General features: G+C 72.6%; 16 protein-coding genes. 9 read left to right on the top strand and 7 right to left on the bottom strand.

The window, feature by feature from the left end; translation table 11 throughout:
* Positions 1 to 331: 331 nt before the first annotated feature.
* Both ACQPW6_RS35295 and ACQPW6_RS35290 read left to right on the top strand, forming a co-directional pair.
* On the top strand, positions 332 to 2164 hold the full coding sequence (locus ACQPW6_RS35295; RefSeq protein WP_433893794.1) for an alpha/beta fold hydrolase: 1833 nt from the start codon (positions 332 to 334) through the stop codon (positions 2162 to 2164).
* Positions 2145 to 2747, top strand: coding sequence for a DUF5819 family protein (locus ACQPW6_RS35290; RefSeq protein ID WP_433893793.1), 603 nt, complete (start codon positions 2145 to 2147; stop codon positions 2745 to 2747). Before ACQPW6_RS35295 ends, ACQPW6_RS35290 begins: the two co-directional genes overlap by 20 nt.
* Positions 2748 to 2772: 25 nt before the next feature.
* Here the strand turns inward: ACQPW6_RS35290 and ACQPW6_RS35285 are convergent, their stop codons facing one another.
* Positions 2773 to 3300 carry a signal peptidase II gene (locus ACQPW6_RS35285; protein WP_433893792.1) on the bottom strand — a complete coding sequence of 176 codons (528 nt, stop codon included), beginning with the start codon at positions 3298 to 3300 and terminating at the stop codon, positions 2773 to 2775.
* A 127-nt stretch (positions 3301 to 3427) separates the two neighbouring features.
* Positions 3428 to 4444 carry a LacI family DNA-binding transcriptional regulator gene (locus ACQPW6_RS35280; RefSeq protein WP_433893791.1) on the bottom strand — a complete coding sequence of 339 codons (1017 nt, stop codon included), beginning with the start codon at positions 4442 to 4444 and terminating at the stop codon, positions 3428 to 3430.
* A 136-nt stretch (positions 4445 to 4580) separates the two neighbouring features.
* Here ACQPW6_RS35280 and ACQPW6_RS35275 point away from each other — a divergent pair, with 136 nt between their 5' ends.
* From ACQPW6_RS35275 to ACQPW6_RS35255, 5 genes are all read left to right on the top strand, one after another.
* The gene (locus ACQPW6_RS35275; protein WP_433893790.1) at positions 4581 to 5882 is read left to right on the top strand and encodes an ABC transporter substrate-binding protein; all 1302 of its coding nucleotides are present in this window, start codon (positions 4581 to 4583) and stop codon (positions 5880 to 5882) included.
* A 14-nt stretch (positions 5883 to 5896) separates the two neighbouring features.
* The gene (locus tag ACQPW6_RS35270) at positions 5897 to 6826 is read left to right on the top strand and encodes a carbohydrate ABC transporter permease (RefSeq protein ID WP_433893789.1); all 930 of its coding nucleotides are present in this window, start codon (positions 5897 to 5899) and stop codon (positions 6824 to 6826) included.
* Entirely contained in the window at positions 6826 to 7644 is an 819-nt protein-coding gene (locus tag ACQPW6_RS35265) for a carbohydrate ABC transporter permease (RefSeq protein WP_433893788.1), read from the top strand. Before ACQPW6_RS35270 ends, ACQPW6_RS35265 begins: the two co-directional genes overlap by 1 nt.
* 95 nt (positions 7645 to 7739) lie before the next feature.
* Positions 7740 to 10022, top strand: a complete 2283-nt coding sequence (locus ACQPW6_RS35260) for a beta-glucosidase family protein (protein WP_433894761.1) — start codon at positions 7740 to 7742, stop codon at positions 10020 to 10022.
* Between the two features lie 190 nt (positions 10023 to 10212).
* Complete coding sequence (locus ACQPW6_RS35255) at positions 10213 to 10998, top strand: class I SAM-dependent methyltransferase (protein ID WP_433893787.1); 786 nt, start codon at positions 10213 to 10215, stop codon at positions 10996 to 10998.
* Between the two features lie 37 nt (positions 10999 to 11035).
* On the opposite strand, the gene ACQPW6_RS35250 is transcribed toward ACQPW6_RS35255, so the two are convergent.
* From ACQPW6_RS35250 to ACQPW6_RS35230, 5 genes are all read right to left on the bottom strand, one after another.
* Positions 11036 to 11761 carry a VC0807 family protein gene (locus ACQPW6_RS35250; protein ID WP_433893786.1) on the bottom strand — a complete coding sequence of 242 codons (726 nt, stop codon included), beginning with the start codon at positions 11759 to 11761 and terminating at the stop codon, positions 11036 to 11038.
* Positions 11758 to 12369 carry a TetR/AcrR family transcriptional regulator gene (locus ACQPW6_RS35245; RefSeq protein WP_433893785.1) on the bottom strand — a complete coding sequence of 204 codons (612 nt, stop codon included), beginning with the start codon at positions 12367 to 12369 and terminating at the stop codon, positions 11758 to 11760. Before ACQPW6_RS35245 ends, ACQPW6_RS35250 begins: the two co-directional genes overlap by 4 nt.
* A gap of 40 nt (positions 12370 to 12409) precedes the next feature.
* Positions 12410 to 13993 carry a carotenoid oxygenase family protein gene (locus ACQPW6_RS35240; protein ID WP_433893784.1) on the bottom strand — a complete coding sequence of 528 codons (1584 nt, stop codon included), beginning with the start codon at positions 13991 to 13993 and terminating at the stop codon, positions 12410 to 12412.
* Positions 13994 to 14171: 178 nt separating this feature from the next.
* A complete protein-coding gene (locus ACQPW6_RS35235; RefSeq protein ID WP_433893783.1) occupies positions 14172 to 14924 on the bottom strand; it encodes a GNAT family N-acetyltransferase in 753 nt (250 codons plus the stop codon).
* Positions 14925 to 15106: 182 nt separating this feature from the next.
* A complete protein-coding gene (locus tag ACQPW6_RS35230; protein WP_433893782.1) occupies positions 15107 to 16729 on the bottom strand; it encodes an MFS transporter in 1623 nt (540 codons plus the stop codon).
* Between the two features lie 113 nt (positions 16730 to 16842).
* Between ACQPW6_RS35230 and ACQPW6_RS35225 the strand changes: the two genes are divergently transcribed.
* Complete coding sequence (locus tag ACQPW6_RS35225) at positions 16843 to 17052, top strand: helix-turn-helix domain-containing protein (RefSeq protein ID WP_433893781.1); 210 nt, start codon at positions 16843 to 16845, stop codon at positions 17050 to 17052.
* On the top strand, positions 17052 to 17612 hold the full coding sequence (locus ACQPW6_RS35220; RefSeq protein ID WP_433893780.1) for a Clp protease N-terminal domain-containing protein: 561 nt from the start codon (positions 17052 to 17054) through the stop codon (positions 17610 to 17612). Before ACQPW6_RS35225 ends, ACQPW6_RS35220 begins: the two co-directional genes overlap by 1 nt.
* The last annotated feature ends 14 nt before the right edge of the window (positions 17613 to 17626 follow it).

Here is a 17626-nt window from a genome sequence, read left to right as displayed (position 1 = left end):
CGAATCCAGCCTCAGACTGCTGGGCCGCGACGGACCAGGACGCGCCGGCCCCGGTCGCGGCGCACCCGACCCCGGCTTGCCCGACCGCAGCCTGCCCGGCCCCGGCTTGTCCGGTCCCGGCGCACCCGGCCCCGGCGCACCTGGCGCCGACCTGCCCGACCGCAGCCTGCCCGGCCCCGGCTTGTCCGGTCCCGGCGCTCCCGGCCCCGGCGCACCTGGCGCCGACCTGCCCGACCGCAGCCTGCCCGGCCCCGGCTTTCCGGGTCGCGCCTTTCCGGGGCGTGGCCTACCCCGGCGCGGGCCGCTCAGCCGGGCTGCCGCGCTCTCCGCCATGGAGCGGCTCAGTGCCCTCACCCACCTGGTGTCGAGCCTCGAATACCTGGTCTCCGGGGACGATCGGGAGCCCGGGGGGCTCAATGACTGGCGGGTCAGTCGCGCGCACTACGGCGATCTGCCCGGCCCCGCCCGCAAAGCGCTCGACCTGGTGTCGAGTCCGCGCGGGACCCGGGTGCTGCACGGCGCGCGGGTGGCCGCCGCGGTGGCGCTGCTCGCGCCGCTTCCGCGGCGGGGGCGGGTGGGCGCCGACCTGGTGCTTTCGGTCACCTCGATGGCGCTCTATCCGCGCAATCGGTATGGCACCGACGGCTCGGACCAGGTGTCCTTCCTCGTGCAGAGCACGGCCGCACTCGCCAGGGCCGCCGAGCGCAGGCCGCAGGTGGTGGACGCCTGTCTGTGGTTCGCCGGGCTTCAGTCGGTGCTGTCGTACGCGACCTCCGGCTGGGTCAAGGTGACCAGCGAGAACTGGCGCAGCGGCCGGGCGCTGACCGGCGTCATGCGCACCCGCTCGTACGGCGAGCCGCGGGTCTGGCGGCTGCTGACCGCGTACCCGCGCGCCGGGCGGGTGGCGAGCACCGCCGTACTCGCCCTGGAGTGCGCCTTCCCCGTGGTGCTGGTGGCCAGGGGGCGGACGGCCCGGCTGATGGTGACCGCGGTCGGCGGCTTCCACCTCGCCAACGCCGGGGTGATGGGCCTCGGCCGTTTCCTCACCTCGTTCGGCTCGATGCACCCGGCCGTCCACTACGTCACCGGGCCACGGGTGCGGACCTGGGCGGACGGCCGGGTCGAGCGCCGCCATGACGCCTTTCCCGTCGTCGCCGGCGGGCTGCTGGCCGCCGCCTGGGCCGTCGGAGCCGCCTCCCGGGTCCGTCAGCACGCGATCGTCCTGCGCGGCAGGGGCGACGAGTCGGAGCTGGCGACGGCCTCGGGCAACACCCTGGCCTACCGGTGGATCGAGCCGCCCGGCGGCATCCAGGACCCGGCGGCGCCGGTCGTGGTGCTGGAGTGCGCGCTCAACTCGACGGCGGAGCGCGCCGAATGGCTGGTGTCGGCACTGGCCGAGGGCCACCGGGTGGTCACCTACCAGCGCGCGGGCTACGGCCGGAGCGGCTACGCGGGCCCGCGCCGTTTCGACATCGACGCCGCCGCCCGCGACCTGGCCGAGCTCGCCGCGCACGTGGCGGACGGACGGCCGGTGGTGCTGGTCGGCCACGCGCTCGGCGGCCACATCGCCGTCACGGCCGCGCGCCTGCTGCCGGGCACGGTCGCCGGGATCGGCCTGGTCGCGCCCGGGCATCCGGCCGAGCTGCGAGACGAGGGCCCCGCGCAGGATCCGGACGGCCGGCGGGCCACCGCGAGCCTCCGGCAGACCGCGGTGTCGCTGCGGCTGTGCCTGGGCCCGCTGCTGAAGTCCCCCGACTGGCTCGGTGAACTGCCGGAGCAGGTCAGGGAATTGGCCGACGCGCAGTACCGCGACCCGGCGAACTGGTCGGCCGCGCTGCGCGAGTGGCGCGGCACCCTGACCCGCTTCAGCGCGTACGAGGAGCCGCTGCCGCCGACCGGCGTACCGGTCTGCCTGCTGACCTGCACCCGCGAACTGACTGACGCGCAGCGCGATCTCCAGGACGAGTACGCCCGGGCGGCGCCCTGGTCGGTGCGCCACGAGCTGGACGTGCACCGCGACAGCGCGGTCACCGGGCGGGAGCCGGCGACCCGGATCGCCGCGCTGCTCGGCGAGTTCATCGGCGCCCTGGCGCCTGGCGCCGCCGTGCCGGCAGCGAAGGAACAGCAGGAAGGCGAGGCCGCCGATGCCCGTTCGCTTCCCTGACCTCCCCGGATCCGACGGGTCTGCCGGCCCCGGCGCCGGCGGCCTGCCCGCCGCGCTCGCGCTCGGCGGCCTCGCCGCCTGGTTCACGGTCACCGTGCTCAGCCAGCACCCCAGCCGCGAGTTCGACCGGGTCGCGGAGCGCGACAGGACCGGCGTCGCCGTTCCGAACTGGCGGTTCTTCGCGCCCGAGCCGGCCCAGCACGACTACCACGTGCTCTACCGCACCGAGGCGGCCGGCGGCGGCACGTCCGGCTGGCTGGAGGCGTCGGCGATCTCGGACCGGCGGCCGTCCCAGATGCTGTGGTTCCCCGGCCGCCGCCGGGAGAAGGGCCTGTTCGACGTCTGCAGCGAGCTGATCACCGTGATGAAGCGGTACGGCGCCGACCTCACCGGCGCTCCCGCCTACCGGATGCTGCGCAACTCGGTGGCCAGGGTGGTGGAGACGGCGGCCGGGGACGGCACGCCGCCGCTCGGGTTCCAGTTCGTGGTCGCCCGGCACACCGGGCACGACACCGGGCACCCGCCGGACTACGTCTTCGCGTCCCCGTACATCCGGTACGACCCCGCCGACCCGTATCCGTGAGCGGGCCGCCTGCGGGCCGGCCGCCTCACCTGCCGCCGTCCTCCGGTCCGCCGGCCGACCGTGGGGTCAGCGGGCCGTCGCCCGCCCGCATCGGGACCCCGCGGACGGTCAGTACCAGGACCGTCAGCGCGCCGAAGGTCACGCACTGGTCGGCGAGGTTGAAGATGCCGGAGTGGCCGATCTGGAGGAAGTCGAGGACGGCGCCGCGGCCGAAGCCGGGCGTGCGGAAGATCCGGTCGCTGAGGTTGCCGCCGGCGCCCGCGAAGATCAGTCCGAGGCCGACGCCCCAGCTCACCGACCGCAGGGACGACGAGGTCCAGGTGATGAACGCGAGCGCGCTGAGCGCCAGCAGCGTGAAGACCACGGTCGCGTTCGGCGCGAAGGAGCCGGCCGCGCCCGAGTTGCGGATCGCGGTGAAGGTCACCCCGAGCGCGTGCCGGGGCGGCTTGCCCTCGATCACCACGGCGGCGACGGCCTTGGTCACCTGGTCGACCGCGAGCCCGGCCGCGGCCGTCACCCACAGCGCCCGCTGCGGCGCCCCGATTACGGGCATCGGCCACCTCCGTACTTCCCGCGCATTTCCATGCCCACGCAATGGCTGAACGTTCACCTTCCCCCGACCCTACGCCCGTGCGCGGGCATGCCGGGGGTGCCCTGGGGGCTCAGGCCCGGGGCGAGGCTCAGGCCGCCGGCGGCGCCGTGCTCTTCCGCACCACCAGGCTGGTGGCCAGTTCGAGCCGGGTGGTGGTGTGCTCCCCCGCGTGCAGCCGCAGCAGCATCTCGGACGCCGCCTCGGCCATCTTGCGGAGCGGCTGGTGGACGGTGGTGAGCGCGGGCCGCGACCACTTGGCCACCGGCACGTCGTCGTAGCCGACCACCGACAGGTCCTCCGGCGTGCGCAGGCCGAGCGCGCCGGCCGCCTCAAGGACGCCCAGCGCCTGGAGGTCGCTGCCGGCGAAGACGGCGGTGGGCCGGTCGGTGCGGCGCAGCATCGCCATCGCCCGCTCGTAGCCGCCCTCGACGTGGAAGTCGCCGAACGAGACGAGTGACGGGTCGGGCTCAAGGCCCGCGCTGGTCATCGCGGACCGGAAGCCGTCCAGCCTGGCCAGCGAGCACATCATGTCCTCGGGGCCGGTGATGATGCCGATCCGGCGGTGGCCCAGCTCGATCAGGTGCCGGGTGGCGGCCAGGCCGCCCGACCAGTTGGCCGAGCCGACCGAGGGCACGTCCGGCTCGGGGTCGCCGGCCGGGTCGATGATCACGAACGGGATGGACCGCGACCGCAGCTGCTGCTTGTACTCCTGGGGCAGCGCGGAGAAGACCAGGATCACGCCGAGCGGCCGGCGGCGCAGCACGCCCTCGATCCACTCCGGGCCCGGCGCGTGCCGGGTGCCGCTCTGGGTCAGCACCACGCTGGAGCCGGTGTCCTTGGCGACCTTCTCGACGCCGAGGATCAGCTCCATCGCCCAGATCGCGTCGAGTTCGTGGAACACGATCTCGATCAGCGGGACTTCGGGCGCCGACCTGGAGCTGCGGCGGTAGCCGTGCACCTCGAGAAGCCGCTCGACCTTCTGCCGGGTCGGCGGCGAGACGTCCTGCCTCCCGTTGAGCACTTTCGAAACTGTCGGCACCGAGACCCCGGCTGTTTCGGCGATCTGCGCCAGGGTCACCTTGCCCGGACGTTCCTCAGTATCCATGGCCGCAGCGTACGGCACCAGGTCAAGTAACGCTTCGATAACTCAGAGCCCGAGCCTTGACCGGATTCCGAGCTGAGCCTAGCGTCACAGCCCGCAGCAACTTTCGGTATCAATGCCGATACATTTCGAGAGGCCGATGATGAAGAAGAGATGGCTCCCCCGCGCCGTGGCCGGCAGCGCGGCCCTCGCCCTCGGACTGACGCTGGCCGCGTGCGGTGGCAGCAGCTCCGGCGGCAGCGGCTCCGGCAGCTTCAAGGTCCTGGTCTACGGGGACGCGACGAACACCGTCGAGAAGCAGATCGTCGCCACGTTCAACAAGACCTCGAAGGTCAAGGCGGTCCTGCAGACCATCCCCGGCGCGGACTACCAGCAGAAGCTGCAGACGATCATCAGCACCAAGCAGGCCCCCGACGTCTTCTACAACTGGGGCGGCGGCAGCATCGCGCCCTTCGTCAAGGCCGGCCTGCTGCTGCCGCTCGACGGAATGATCGCCAAGGACCCGGGGCTGAAGTCGAACTTCCTGCCGTCGGTGTTCAACAGCGCGGTGCTGGACGGCAAGTCCTACGGCATCCCGATGCGCGGCACCCAGCCGGTGCTGCTCTTCAACAACAAGAAGGTGCTCGCCGACGCGGGCGTGTCCGCGCCCAAGACGTGGGACGACCTGCTGAGCGTGGTCAAGACCCTCAAGGCCAAGCACATCACCCCGATCGCGCTCGGCGGCGGCGACCAGTGGCCGACGCTGATGTGGTACGAGTACATGTACGACCGCGTCGCGGGCCCGGGCCTGTTCGACAAGGCCATGGCGGGCGACAAGAGCGCCTGGGACAGCCCCGACAGCCGCAAGGCGCTGTCGCAGCTGAAGGAGCTCGTCGACGCCGGCGCGTTCGGCAAGAGCTACGACTCGGTGAAGTACACCGACGGCGGCTCGGTCTCGCTGGTCGCGCAGGGCAAGGCCGGCTTCGAGCTGATGGGCTCCTGGTACTACTCCCAGCAGCAGCAGGACAACCCCGACTTCGCCAAGACCGGCCTCGGCTACACCTCGTTCCCGACCGTCAGCGGCGGCCAGGGCGACCCGAAGGACGTCGTCGGCAACACCAACAACTTCTACTCGGTCATGAAGAAGACCAAGTACCCGGACGCCATCGCGCAGTTCCTGAAGCTGATGTATTCCGACGAGTTCGTGAAGGCGCACATGGCGATCGGCAACCTGCCGACCACCACCAACACCACCAACTTCCTCAGCACCGCGGCCGATCCGGCCTACGCCGAGTACCAGTACGACATGGTCAAGGACGCGCCCTCGTTCCAGCTGTCCTGGGACCAGGCCTATCCGCAGTCCGCAAGCGAGGCCATGCACACCGCCGTACAGCAGTTCTTCGACGGCAAGCTCGACGCCGACGGCTTCATCAAGGCCATGCAGGCCCTGCCCACATCCTGAACCGGGACCCCCACATGACCACCACCGCTGAACGCACGGTGGCGAGGCGCCGGCCGGTCCGCCGGTCCGGCGCCGCCGTGGCCCGACCCGGATTCGTCTGGGCGCTGCCCGCCACCGTGTTCTTCCTGCTCTTCGCCGTCGTCCCGCTGGTCCTGGTCGCGGTGCTGTCCTTCGCGAGCTGGGACGGCCTCGGCTCGCCCGAGTTCGCCGGGCTCGACAACTGGCGGGCGCTGATCCATGACCACACCATGATCCAGAGCCTGTGGCTCAGCGTGCTGATCACGGTGCTCGGGGTCGTCGTCCAGACCCCGTTGAGCATCCTGCTCGGGGTGTGGGCGGCCGGCCGCCAGCTCAACCGGGCGATCCTGTCCGCGATCTACTTCGTACCGCTGCTGCTCTCGGCGACTGCGGTGTCCATCTTGTGGCGGGCGCTGCTCGACCCGAACTTCGGCGTGCCCGCGCAGGCGAAGTGGCTGTTCGGGGACGGCAACCTGTTCGGCAGGCAGACCAGCTCCATCGGGGTGCTGGTGTTCGTGGGGGCCTGGCAGTACACGCCGTTCCACACCCTGATCTACCAGGGTGCCGCCCGGGCGGTCCCGCAGGTGCTCTACCAGGCCGCGGCGATCGACGGGGCGGGCCGGATACGGCAGTTCTGGCACATCACGCTGCCGCAGCTGCGCAACACGATGATCACCTCGATGATCCTGATGGTGGTCGGCGGCCTCACCACGTTCGACACCGTGCTGATCCTGACCCAGGGCGGCCCGGGCACCGACACCACCATCAGCGCCTACTACATGTACCAACGGGCCTTCAAGAGCTTCGACTTCGGCGGCGGCTCGGCCATCGCGCTGGTGCTGGTGCTGGCCGCCACGGTCATCTCGCTGATCGTCGTCAAGGTCTCCGGCTACGACAAGATGCGCAGCACGTCGGAGGGACTGTGATGAGGCGCCGTCCCAACTACCTGGCGGGTCTTGGGTCCGTGGTCTGGCTGTTCCTGATCGGGCTGCCGCTGTACGTGATGCTGGCGGCCACCCTCCAGGACCGCACCGACTACTCCGCGAACGGCCCGCTGGCCTTCCCCAAGCACTTCACGCTGCACAACTACACGCAGGACTTCTCCAACGGCTTCGGCCACTTCTTCCTCAACACCCTGCTGGTGACGCTGGCCGTGGTGGCCATCGTGCTGCTGGTGGTGCCGCCGCTGTCGTACTCCATCGTGCGCAGCCAGGGCCGGATCACCACGGGCGTCTTCCGGCTGTTCCTGCTCGGCCTGGCGATCCCCGCGCAGGCGGTCATCGTGCCGATGTTCTACGTGATCAGCAAGGCCGGCCTCTACGACAACCTGATCGGCGTCATCCTGCCCACCGCGGCCTTCTCGCTGCCGGTGTGCGCGCTGATCCTTACCGGTGTCATGCGGGACATCACTCCCGACCTGTACGAGGCCATGGCGATGGACGGGGCCTCGCCGTCGCGGGTGTTCTTCCAGCTGGTGGTGCCGCTGTCCAAGGGCGGGCTGTCCACGATCATGGTCTTCTCGGCGCTCCAGGCGTGGAACGGCTTCCTGTTCCCGCTGGTGCTGACCCAGTCCGACTCGTCCAAGGTGATCACCCTTGGCCTGTTCAACTTCCAGACCGAGCACGGCGTCGACATCCCCGGCCTGCTGGCCGCGGTGGTGCTGTCGATGCTGCCCATCTTCATCGTCTACCTGTTCGCCCGCCGCGCCCTGGTACAGGGGCTGATGGGCGTCGGAGGAAAGTGACCGACACCGTGGTCGAAGAGACAGATCCCGCTGCCGCCGCCTGGCGCGATCCGGCGCTGCCGCCGGAGGTCCGCGCGGACGCCCTGATCGCCGAGATGACCCTGCAGGAGAAGACCGCCCAGCTGTTCGGGGTGTGGGTGGGGGCATCGGACGAGGGCGGCGAAGTCGCCCCGTACCAGCACGACATGGAGGAGTCGGTCTCGCTCGAGGCGCTGCTGCCGCAGGGCCTCGGCCAGCTCACCCGGTCCTTCGGCACCGCCCCGGTGGACCCCGCGCTCGGCGCGCTGTCGCTGCTGCGCACCCAGCGCAGCATCGCCGCCGCGAACCGGTTCGGCATCCCGGCGGTGGCGCACGAGGAGTGCCTGGCCGGCTTCGCCGCCTGGGGCGCCACCGCCTACCCCGTGCCGCTGGCCTGGGGCGCCACCTTCCACCCTGAGCTGATCGGGGCGATGGCCGGCCGGATCGGCCGCGACATGCGCTCGGTCGGCGTGCACCAGGGCCTCGCGCCGGTACTCGACGTGGTGCGCGACGCCCGCTGGGGCCGGGTCGAGGAGACCATCGGGGAGGACCCCTACCTGGTCGGCACCCTGGCCACCGCCTATGTGAAGGGGTTGGAGTCCGCCGGGGTGGTCGCCACCCTGAAGCACTTCGCCGGGTACTCCGCCTCCCGGGCCGGCCGCAACCTCGCGCCGGTCTCGATGGGCGAACGGGAGCGCGCCGACGTGATCCTGCCGCCGTTCGAGATGGCGGTCAGGGAGAGCGGCGCCCGCTCGGTCATGCACGCCTACACCGACACCGACGGCCTGCCGTCGGCTGCCGACGAGCGGCTGCTGACGGGACTGCTGCGGGAGCGCTGGGGCTTCACCGGCACCGTGGTCGCCGACTACTTCGGCATCGCCTTCCTCAAGACCCTGCACGGGGTCGCCGCCACCCTGGGGGAGGCGGCCGGCGCGGCACTGGCCGCGGGCGTGGACGTCGAACTGCCCACCGTGAAGGCCTTCGGCGAGCCACTGCTGAAAGCCGTGGCCGACGGCCGGACGGCCGAGGAGCTGGTGGACCGCGCGCTGCGCCGGGTGCTGATCCAGAAGGCGCAGCTGGGGCTGCTCGACGCGGGCTGGGACCCGGTGCCCGAGGCGCTGGCCGGCACCGCCGACGGCGACCCGGCGCGGCTGCGCGGCACCGTGGACCTGGACAGCGCCGCCAACCGGGCGCTGGCCCGGGAGGTCGCCGAGCAGAGCATCGTGCTGCTGCGCAACGACGGCGTCCTGCCGCTCGGCCGGCCGGCCAGGATCGCGCTGATCGGCCCCAACGCCGACACCCCGACGGCGGTGCTGGGCTGCTACGCCTTCCCGGTGCACGTCGGCGAGCGGCACCCGGAGGTGCCGGCGGGCATCGAACTGCCCACGCTGCGCGAGGCGTTGGCGGCGCAGTTCCCCGACACCGAGATCGTCACCGCGCCGGGCGCGAGCGTGGACGGCCCCGACACCGGCGGCTTCGCGCGGGCCACGGAACTGGCGCAGACCGCGGATGTGGTCGTCCTCGCCCTCGGCGACCGGGCCGGGCTCTTCGGCCGCGGCACCAGCGGCGAGGGCTGCGACGTCGAGTCGCTGCGACTGCCCGGCGTGCAGCAGGAGTTGCTGGACACCCTGCTGGACTGCGGGACACCCGTGGTCGTCACCCTGCTGGCCGGACGCCCCTACGCGCTGGGCCGGGCGGTCACCGACTCCGCCGCCGTCGTGCAGTCCTTCTTCCCCGGCGAGGAGGGCACCACCGCCATCGCCGGCGTGCTGGCCGGCCGGGTCAACCCGTCGGGGCGGCTGCCGATCAGCGTGCCGCGGCGGCCGGGCGTGCAGGAATCCGGGTATCTGGCCGCGCGGCTCGGGCAGGCGAGCGAGGTCTCCAGCATCGACCCGACGCCGGCCTTCGCCTTCGGGCACGGGCTGTCCTACACCACCTTCCACTGGACCGCGCTCGACGTGCCGTCCCTTCAGGCCGGGACGGACGGCGAGATCGAACTCGCCTTCACCGTCCGCAACACCGGGCAGCGGGCCGGCACCGAGGTCGTCCAGCTCTACCTGCACGACCCGGTCGCCTCGGTGGTGCGGCCCGTGCAGCGGCTGATCGGCTACCGGCGGCTGCCGCTGGCCGCGGGCGAGGCGGCCAGGGTGCGGGTGACCGTGCCCGCCGACCTGGCCTCGTTCACCGGCCGGGACGGGCAGCGCGCCGTGGAGCCCGGCGACCTGGAACTGCGGCTCGGCGCCTCATCCTCCGACCTGCGGCTGACCGTCAGCTGCACGCTCACCGGGCCGGTCAGGCGGCTCGACCACACCCGCCGGCTGCACGCGGTCTTCACCGTGACACCGGCCGTGACCGGCTGACTGACCACCTCGGCCTCCTCCGGGCCCGAAACCTTTCGTGCCCATGTATCGAATGATTTCGGGCATCCGGAGGAGTTTCCGAGGGCTTCGGCCTCACGATCAGGACCAACGGCACCGCCCAGCCCCCGGCGTTCGCGCCGGTCGGGAAAGGTGATCGCGGCCGGCGCGGCCGGGCCGTCAGCCTGGCGCGATGCCCGAGCCCTCCGACGTCGCACGCTTCTACGACCGGCTCGCCGCCGACTACCACCTGCTCTACGCGGACTGGGACGCGTCGATGTCCCGGCAGGGCGCGGCGCTCGATCGGATCATCGGCGCCGCCCTCGGCCAGGGCGACGACCGGGGCCCGTTCTCGGTGCTCGACTGCTCCTGCGGCATCGGCACCCAGTCCATCGCGCTCGGCCTGCGCGGCCACCGCGTCACCGGTACCGACATCAGCCCGTCGGCGGCGGCCCGTGCGGTCCGCGAGGCGGCGCTGCGCGATGTCCCGCTGCGTGCCGCAGGCGCCGACATGCGGCAACTGCCTTTCGCCGACGGCCGGTTCGACGTCGTGCTCAGCGCCGACAACTCCCTCCCCCATCTGCTCAGCGCACCGGACGTGCGCGCGGCCCTCGGCGAGATGCGCCGGGTCGTGCGCGACGGCGGGCTACTGGTGCTGAGCACCCGCCCCTACGACGAGATCCGCCGCACCCGACCGGCCTCCACCCTCCCGCAGCTCGCGCCCGCGCCCGGCGGCCGGGCCGTCACCTTCCAGCTGTGGGACTGGCACGACGACGGCGAGCACTACGACCTGGAGCACTTCCAGCTGGTCTCGGACGGGCCGGACTGGCGGGTCGAGGTGCGGCGGACGAGCTACTGGGCGCTCACCCGGCGGCAGTTGACCGGGTTCGTCACCGAGGCGGGATTCGCCGGACCGGAGTGGACCGAGCCGGAGCGCAGCGGCTTCTTCCAACCGGTGCTGACCGCGCGGGCGTTGTGACGCAAGCCGGGGGCTGTGGCCTCCGCCCGGCGCGGGGTCACCGGGCGTCCAGTGGCGCGTAGAGCGCGGAGTCGCGGCGGTAGAGGCCCGCGAGGGTGTAGTAGGCGTTGGTGATCACGATCAGGGCGACCGAAGTGCCCACGTAGAGCGCGGTGTTGAGGGCGGGGACGGTGTCCACCGGGAGCGTGTAGGCCATCGTGACCCGGACCGCGGAGTCGGCGAGCAGGGCGATGCCCCACAGCGCGGTGCCGACCCGCCAGAGCCGGCGGAAGCGCGGCAGCCGCTCCCACAGCTCGTCCCAGTCGACGGGTCGGCCGATCGCCCGGGTGCGGCGTTCGAGCATCGGGCGGGTGTAGAGGAACGCGAGCGGGCGGTGGGCGGCGAGCGAGCCGAGGAACCACAGCCCGACCAGCGCCGTGATCCAGCCCTCCCGCGCCAGCAGCAGCCGCGGGCTGCCCGAGACCAGCGAGACCGCGGTGCCGGCCACGATCACCGTCAGCGTGAACAGCGCGAGGTGGTCGAGCCGCCGGGACCGCACCAGCCGGCCGACCACCAGGGCGCCGGGCGCGGCGGCCGAGATCAGCAGCGTCAGGTAGATGCCGACGCCGGCGGCGCGCAGCCCGTAGAACAGGCCGAGCGGCAGGGCGATGTCGGCCACCATGCTGATCAGGGGTCCGGCCGTCCCGGGCGGCCCGGCCGACGGCTGCGGCTGCGGCTGCGGCTGCGGCTCCTGGTGCTGCTCCTCCTGCGGCTGCGTGGTCACGGGCTCCTCCTCGTCGCCAGGTCGAAGAGCGTGACCAGCTCGTCGGCGTACCGGTCGAGATCGAGGCCGGGCGCGGAGCGCAGCAGGTACGGCAGGCCGTCCAGGGCGCGCTGGATGGTGCTCGCCATCACGAAGACGTCGAAGTCGCGCAGCTCGCCGCACTCCTGCCCGGCGGTGAGCAGTTCCTCCAGCGGCGCACGGGCCCGCGGCTCGTCGGTGGCGGCGTCGTAGCTCCCGCTGCCGTCGTCGAAGCGGTGCTCCAGGAACACCGACATCAGCGCCTGCATCTGGGCCTCGTGCCCGGCGATGAACTCCACCAGCGAGCGGATGAACGCCTCCAGCGCGGCCCGCCCCGGCGCCGCCTCGCGCATCCGCTCGCCCATGAAGCCGCCCAGCTCGCCGTAGACGTCCTCGATCACGGCCTTGATCAGGTCGTCCTTGCCGGCGAAGTGGTACGAGATCAGCCGGGTGCTGCTCAGCCCCGCGCGCTCGGCGATCCGGGCGAACGTCGCCTGCCGGTAGCCCAGTTCGGCGATCGCCCCGATGGTCGCCGCGACGATCTGGGCCCGCCGGGCGGTGCCGGTGACGGAGCTCGGATTTACTCGCATGAGTAAATACTACGTCGGCTGAGTAAATCTGTCGAGACCGTCAGGAGGGGGCCGTCGGCACCCACGAGCCGTGCAGGCCGAGCGGCACCCTGGCCGGCAGGTGGATCCGGGCCAGCGGCGGGGCGGTGAAGTCCTGCGCGGCCAGGATCACCAGGTCGGCCGCGCCCCGGTCGGGGTTGTGCACGTAGGCCATCGTGTATCCGTCGTCCTCGGCGCCGCCGTGCGCGGGCCCGCCGTGTTCGTGCCCGCCGTGTCCGGACCCGCCGTGTTCGTGCCCGCCCCCGTGCGCGGGCACGAACACCGCCTCACTCGCGGGTGAGTCCTTGGGGAACCGGTGCACCTCGGTGGTGCCGCGCAGCAGGTCGTGCTTGAGCAGCGCGTTGCCGAAGTGGGTGTCCGGCGGGACGCCGTCCACGGTCTCGTAGGCCCGCCACATGTCGCCGGCCGTGGCCGTGTAGCCGTAGCGGTGCCGGCGGGAGACCAGGCTCTCGCGGATCCGCGGGAACTCCTGCGGCCGGTCGTCGATCCGCTGGGTGTGCACCCGGCCGCTCTCCACGTCGACCGTCCAGCGGTCCAGCCGCGGGGTGCCGAGCGAGGACGGGCCGTCGCAGCCGCGCCCGGCGGCGTAGAACGGGGTGGGCATGCTCGCGAAGTCCAGGACCACCTTGGTCCCGTCGTCGTAGGCGTTCAGGGTGTGCGAGTAGTACGTGTTCTGGTCCGCCTCGAACCAGCGGATGCTGCCGCCGGCCCTGGGCAGCAGGCCGACCCGCGCCGGATGCTTGTCGTTCCAGACGTACGGCACCACCGCGCCTGCCTGGGCGGCGGCCGCGTCGAAGGTCACCGGCGTGTCGTAGACGACCACGTACCGTTCGGTGAGCGCGAAGTCGTGCATCATCGGGCTGTCGGCGACCGGGATCCTCGTCGTCCGCACCACCCTGCCGGTCCGGTCGATCACCAGGTGCCGTACGTGGTCCCAGGTCGGGTAGTACGTGATCGCGTGCAGCTCGTCGGCGGCCTGGTCGTACTTGGTGTGCGCGGTGTAGGCGCCCTTGAGCGTGCCGCCGAAGTCGTACGGGCCGACCGTGTTCAGCTCCTCGTCCAGCTGGTAGGGCGCCGGGCCGCTCTCCTGGAGGGCGAGCACCACGCCCTTGTAGCCGATGACGTGGGTGTTGTTGGCGAAGTCGTCGGCCGGTGCCTGCCACGGGTAGGGCTCGCCGAGCTTGGCGGCCACACCGGAGGACCTGACCCAGCGGTTGCGGTACCACTCGGCGCGGCCGTCGCGGATCCGGACGCCGTGCACCATGCCCTCGCCGAGCATCCAGTGGTGGGCGCGCGGGTCCTCAAGGCCCAGCACATTGGGCCCGTTGCGCAGGTAGCGGCCGTCCAGTTCGCGCGGGATGCGGCCGGTGACGGGCAGGTCGAACGCGGTCAGCTCCTTGGCCGCCGGGGTGAACACGCCCTCCAGGAACGGGAACCGGCTGCCGGCCTTCGCGCTGCCGCCGGTGCGGGCCGCGGTCGTTGCCGCCGGCCGCCGCCCGGACGGGAGTTCGTGCCGGGCCGCGATGCCGCCGACCGCCACCGCTGCCGTGCCCCGCAGCATGCCGCGTCGTGTGAAGTCGTCCATGGTGTGGTTCCCCGTCCTGGTCGGTGGCGGCTCCGCGTCAGGTGCGGTGCCACCACCGACTCTCGTTCAGCGGGGAGGTGCCGGTCACTACGGCCAGGAGCCGTCCGGGAGGTGGAGTTTTCTTCACCCCCCGGACCGCCGCGGGGCCCTCGCGGGCGGGCCCGCACGCCGAACGGCCCTACGGCAGCGAGATGTTGAGCTTCTCGCCGACCGGCCGGTAGCCGATCCTGGCGTAGATCCTGGCGATGTCCGGGGTGCCCGGTTCCAGCCAGACGGCCCCGCAGCCGCGGCGGAAGGCGCCCGCGGTGAGGTACGCCGAGAGCGCGGCGGCGATGCCGCGCCGCCGGAAGCCTTCCGCGACCGCGAGCCCGGCCAGTTCGCTCAATCCCCGCGTGGGCACCGAGCAGGCGCCGGCGCCGACCGCCGTGCCGTCGCCGGTCACGGCCAGCGCGACCACTCCCCCGTTCCCGGCGGCCCGGCGCAGCCAGCCGATCTCGCCGGGGGCGGGCTCCCCCGACTGCCCGTACGCGGTGTGCTGCACGCGCGCGGCCCTTACGAAGTCGGCCTCGGTGGCGGGCTCCTGGATGACGTAGCCGGGCCGCGGCCCGGGATCGGCCAACTCCCCCCGCGCGCAGGCCAGGACGGCCGGGCGGTTCTCCACCGCGAAGCCCGCCGCCAGCAGCGCGGGCTCCACCAGCGGCGCGCAGGACGGCAGATACTCCAGGCGCGGCTTGCGGTCCCGCGCGCGGAAGACGTCGATCAGGGCCTGTACGTCGGCGGGCGACGGATCGGCGCCGGCGTCCGGGATCGCGTAATTGGCGTACGGGCTGGGCCAGTCGGGGGCGTAGCGGATGACGAACGGCCCGCTGGTGAGGTGGTCGGGCGAGGCGAGCGCGAGGGCGCGCACGTGGTTCTGGACGTCGAGGTCCACGGTGAGTGGTGTCCCTTCGAGGGCATGCACGGTGATCGCGGAGGGCGATCAGGGTCATGCCGCCGACGCCGGGACCCCGGACGGCCGCGCGCGTCAGCGCGGATCCGGGCGGGGTCCTCTCGGCGGTTACCTGGCGCGTCGGCGGCTCTTGATGAGCTGGAACCCGCCCGCTGCCATGGACCTCAACTCCCGGATGTCTCGGTGGGCGGCCGCTGTCGAGCGGCGCCGCCGCGCACCGCCGACCGGCGTGCGCCGGGCCATGCTCGCACAGCGCGGCGGCGCGGGCCACCGGTTACCTGCTCGCCCGCCGCGGGGCCCGGTTCGGGGAAGAACAGCGTGATCACGACGGCCGCGGCGGCGATCACCGCGCCGCAGAGGAAGACCCGGTCGGCCGCCCCGACCAGGGCGTCGAGCACGCCGAGCCGGGCCGGCCCGGTCAGCGTGCCGAGCAGCGCCACGGCGGACCGGTCGCCGGTCCCGCTCGCCGGGCCGTCCGGCACCCGGGCGGCGAACTCCCTGGCCAGGATGGTGCCGAAGACCGCGCTGCCGACCGCGCCGCCGAGCGTCTGGCTGAACCGCACGGAGGTGATCGCCACCCCCAACTGCTCCTTGGGTACGGACATCTGGACGGCGAGCAGCGCCATCCCGAGCACCGTGCCGAGGCCGGCGCCGAGCAGCAGCAGGTCGAGGTCGGTCAGCCACCCGGCGGTGTCCCGGTGCAGCCGGCTGAGCAGGCAGAAGGCGGCCGTGACCATCGTCGTGCCGGCCACCATGACCGGCCGGAACCTGCCGGGCCGCCGGATCAGCCGGCCGGCGACCAGGGCCGAGACGACCATTCCGGCGGCCATCGGCAGCAGGTGCACCCCGGCCAGCGTGGGCCGCACCCCCTGGGCGGCCTGGAGGTACAGCGCCACGTAGACGACCGAACCCGTGGTGACCATCCCGGAGATGAACTGCTGCGGGCCGGCCAGCCGGAAGACCGGGTTGCGGAACAGCGACAGCGGGATCAGCGGCTCCCGGGCGGCGATCGCGCCCCACAGGCCCTGCCGCAGCACGAACGCCAGCAGCAGCGCGGCGCCGCCGAGCACCAGCAGCACGATGACCGGGGAGGTCCAGGCGTGCTCGGCGCCGCCCCACTCGGTGACCAGCAGCAGCGCGCTGGTGGCCGCGGCGATCAGTACGGCGCCGGCGACGTCGATCCGGTGCCGCTCGCGACGCACCGGGAGCCGCAGGCACAGCGCGACCAGGACGAGCGCGACCAGCCCGAGCGGCAGGTTGACGTAGAAGATCCACCGCCAGGACAGGTGATCGGTGAGGTAGCCGCCGGCCAGCGGGCCGACCACCAGGCAGACGCCGGTCATGACGCCGCCCATGCCGGCCCCGGCGCCGCTCGTGGAGCCGCCGCTTCCGGTGGGCTTGGGCGGCCAGATGCTCAATACCACCACGAGGGCGACGCTCATCAGCCCGCCGCCGCCGATTCCCTGGAGCGCCCGGAACGCGATCAGCTCCCGCATGTTCTGCGCGATTCCGCACAGCGCGGAACCGGCCAGGAATGTGCTCAGCGAGAAGAGGTAGACCTTCTTCGGGCCGTATACATCGGTCAGCTTCCCGTACAGCGGCTGGGTCACCGTGGCGGCCAGCGCGTAGCCGGTGACCAGCCAGGGCAGCAGGTCGAGGCCGTGCACCGGATCGAGGCTGCGGCTGATCGGCCAGGCCGCCGTGGCCACGATGTTCGAATCCACGATGCCCAGGACCATGGAAAGGACCGCGCCGAGGGTTGCCAGCCTCATCTGAGTGAGCGTCATCGCGCCACCGTAATCCGGCATTTGGCACCCGTCAACCAAGGTTGACAGCAGATATGAATACCTTGTGTAAACCTCGGTTGACAGGTATCCAGTGTCAATGTAAGTTGACAGGCGTGACTGAGGCAACGAATCTCGCCGCACGGGCCGGCGACAGCGATCCCCGGGTCGGTCTGCGGGCCGTGGCCGCACTGCGGCGGCTCCTGGACCAGCTGGAGGCCGTCCAGGTGCGCAACGCGCGCAACCAGAACTGGTCGTGGCAGGAGATCGCCGACGACCTCGGGGTCAGCAGGCAGGCCGTCCACAAGAAGCACGGGAGGAACTGATGTTCCAGAAGCTCACCGCGAACGCCAGGACCGTGCTGCGCGCCGCCTCCGAGCGCTCGGCGCAGGCCGGCTCCCCCGGCATCCGGGCCGAGTACCTGCTGCTGCCGCTCTTCGACCGGCCGGATTTCGCGGCCGGCGCCGCGCTGGTGACCCTCGGCCTGACCGCGCGCCGTGGCTCGGTGGAGCAGGCGCTTGCCGACGCCGCCAGGCGCGGCGGCCTGTCGCAGACGGACGCCGAGGCGCTGGCCGGCTTCGGCATCGACGTGTCGGCGGTGGTCGAGCAGGCCGAGCGCGCGCACGGCGAGGGCGCGCTCGCCGCGAGCGACGGCACGAAGGACCGCTGGCGTCCCGAGTACCGGGCGTTCTCGGAGGAGGCCAGGAAGGTGCTGGCCAGGGCGGTGCAGGAGGCCAAGGAGCAGGGCGAGAAGCAGATCGGCGACCGGCACCTGCTGCTGGCGCTGGCCGCCGGGCCCGGCGTGGTCGCCGACGTCCTCGCCGAGCACGGCGCCGGCCACGCGGACATCCGCCGGGCGCTGGCGCGGGGCGACCGCGCCGCCTGAGCCGCCCGCGACCC

This window comes from Streptomyces sp. CA-111067 (assembly GCF_050956065.1).
Taxonomy (GTDB): Bacteria; Actinomycetota; Actinomycetes; order Streptomycetales; family Streptomycetaceae; genus Actinacidiphila.
Note: the sequence above shows the minus strand (reverse complement) of the source record. Positions and strands in the feature narration are given on the sequence as shown.

Coding starts and splice junctions, on each gene's coding strand:
- ACQPW6_RS35285 (WP_433893792.1), bottom strand. CDS start 3,300: ATGCCCGTAATCGGGGCGCCGCAGCGGGCGCTGTGGGTGACGGCCGCG.
- ACQPW6_RS35275 (WP_433893790.1), top strand. CDS start 4,581: ATGATGAAGAAGAGATGGCTCCCCCGCGCCGTGGCCGGCAGCGCGGCC.
- ACQPW6_RS35245 (WP_433893785.1), bottom strand. CDS start 12,369: ATGCGAGTAAATCCGAGCTCCGTCACCGGCACCGCCCGGCGGGCCCAG.
- ACQPW6_RS35290 (WP_433893793.1), top strand. CDS start 2,145: ATGCCCGTTCGCTTCCCTGACCTCCCCGGATCCGACGGGTCTGCCGGC.
- ACQPW6_RS35270 (WP_433893789.1), top strand. CDS start 5,897: ATGACCACCACCGCTGAACGCACGGTGGCGAGGCGCCGGCCGGTCCGC.
- ACQPW6_RS35230 (WP_433893782.1), bottom strand. CDS start 16,729: ATGACGCTCACTCAGATGAGGCTGGCAACCCTCGGCGCGGTCCTTTCC.
- ACQPW6_RS35255 (WP_433893787.1), top strand. CDS start 10,213: ATGCCCGAGCCCTCCGACGTCGCACGCTTCTACGACCGGCTCGCCGCC.
- ACQPW6_RS35295 (WP_433893794.1), top strand. CDS start 332: ATGGAGCGGCTCAGTGCCCTCACCCACCTGGTGTCGAGCCTCGAATAC.
- ACQPW6_RS35260 (WP_433894761.1), top strand. CDS start 7,740: ATGACCCTGCAGGAGAAGACCGCCCAGCTGTTCGGGGTGTGGGTGGGG.
- ACQPW6_RS35265 (WP_433893788.1), top strand. CDS start 6,826: ATGAGGCGCCGTCCCAACTACCTGGCGGGTCTTGGGTCCGTGGTCTGG.
- ACQPW6_RS35280 (WP_433893791.1), bottom strand. CDS start 4,444: ATGGATACTGAGGAACGTCCGGGCAAGGTGACCCTGGCGCAGATCGCC.
- ACQPW6_RS35240 (WP_433893784.1), bottom strand. CDS start 13,993: ATGGACGACTTCACACGACGCGGCATGCTGCGGGGCACGGCAGCGGTG.
- ACQPW6_RS35220 (WP_433893780.1), top strand. CDS start 17,052: ATGTTCCAGAAGCTCACCGCGAACGCCAGGACCGTGCTGCGCGCCGCC.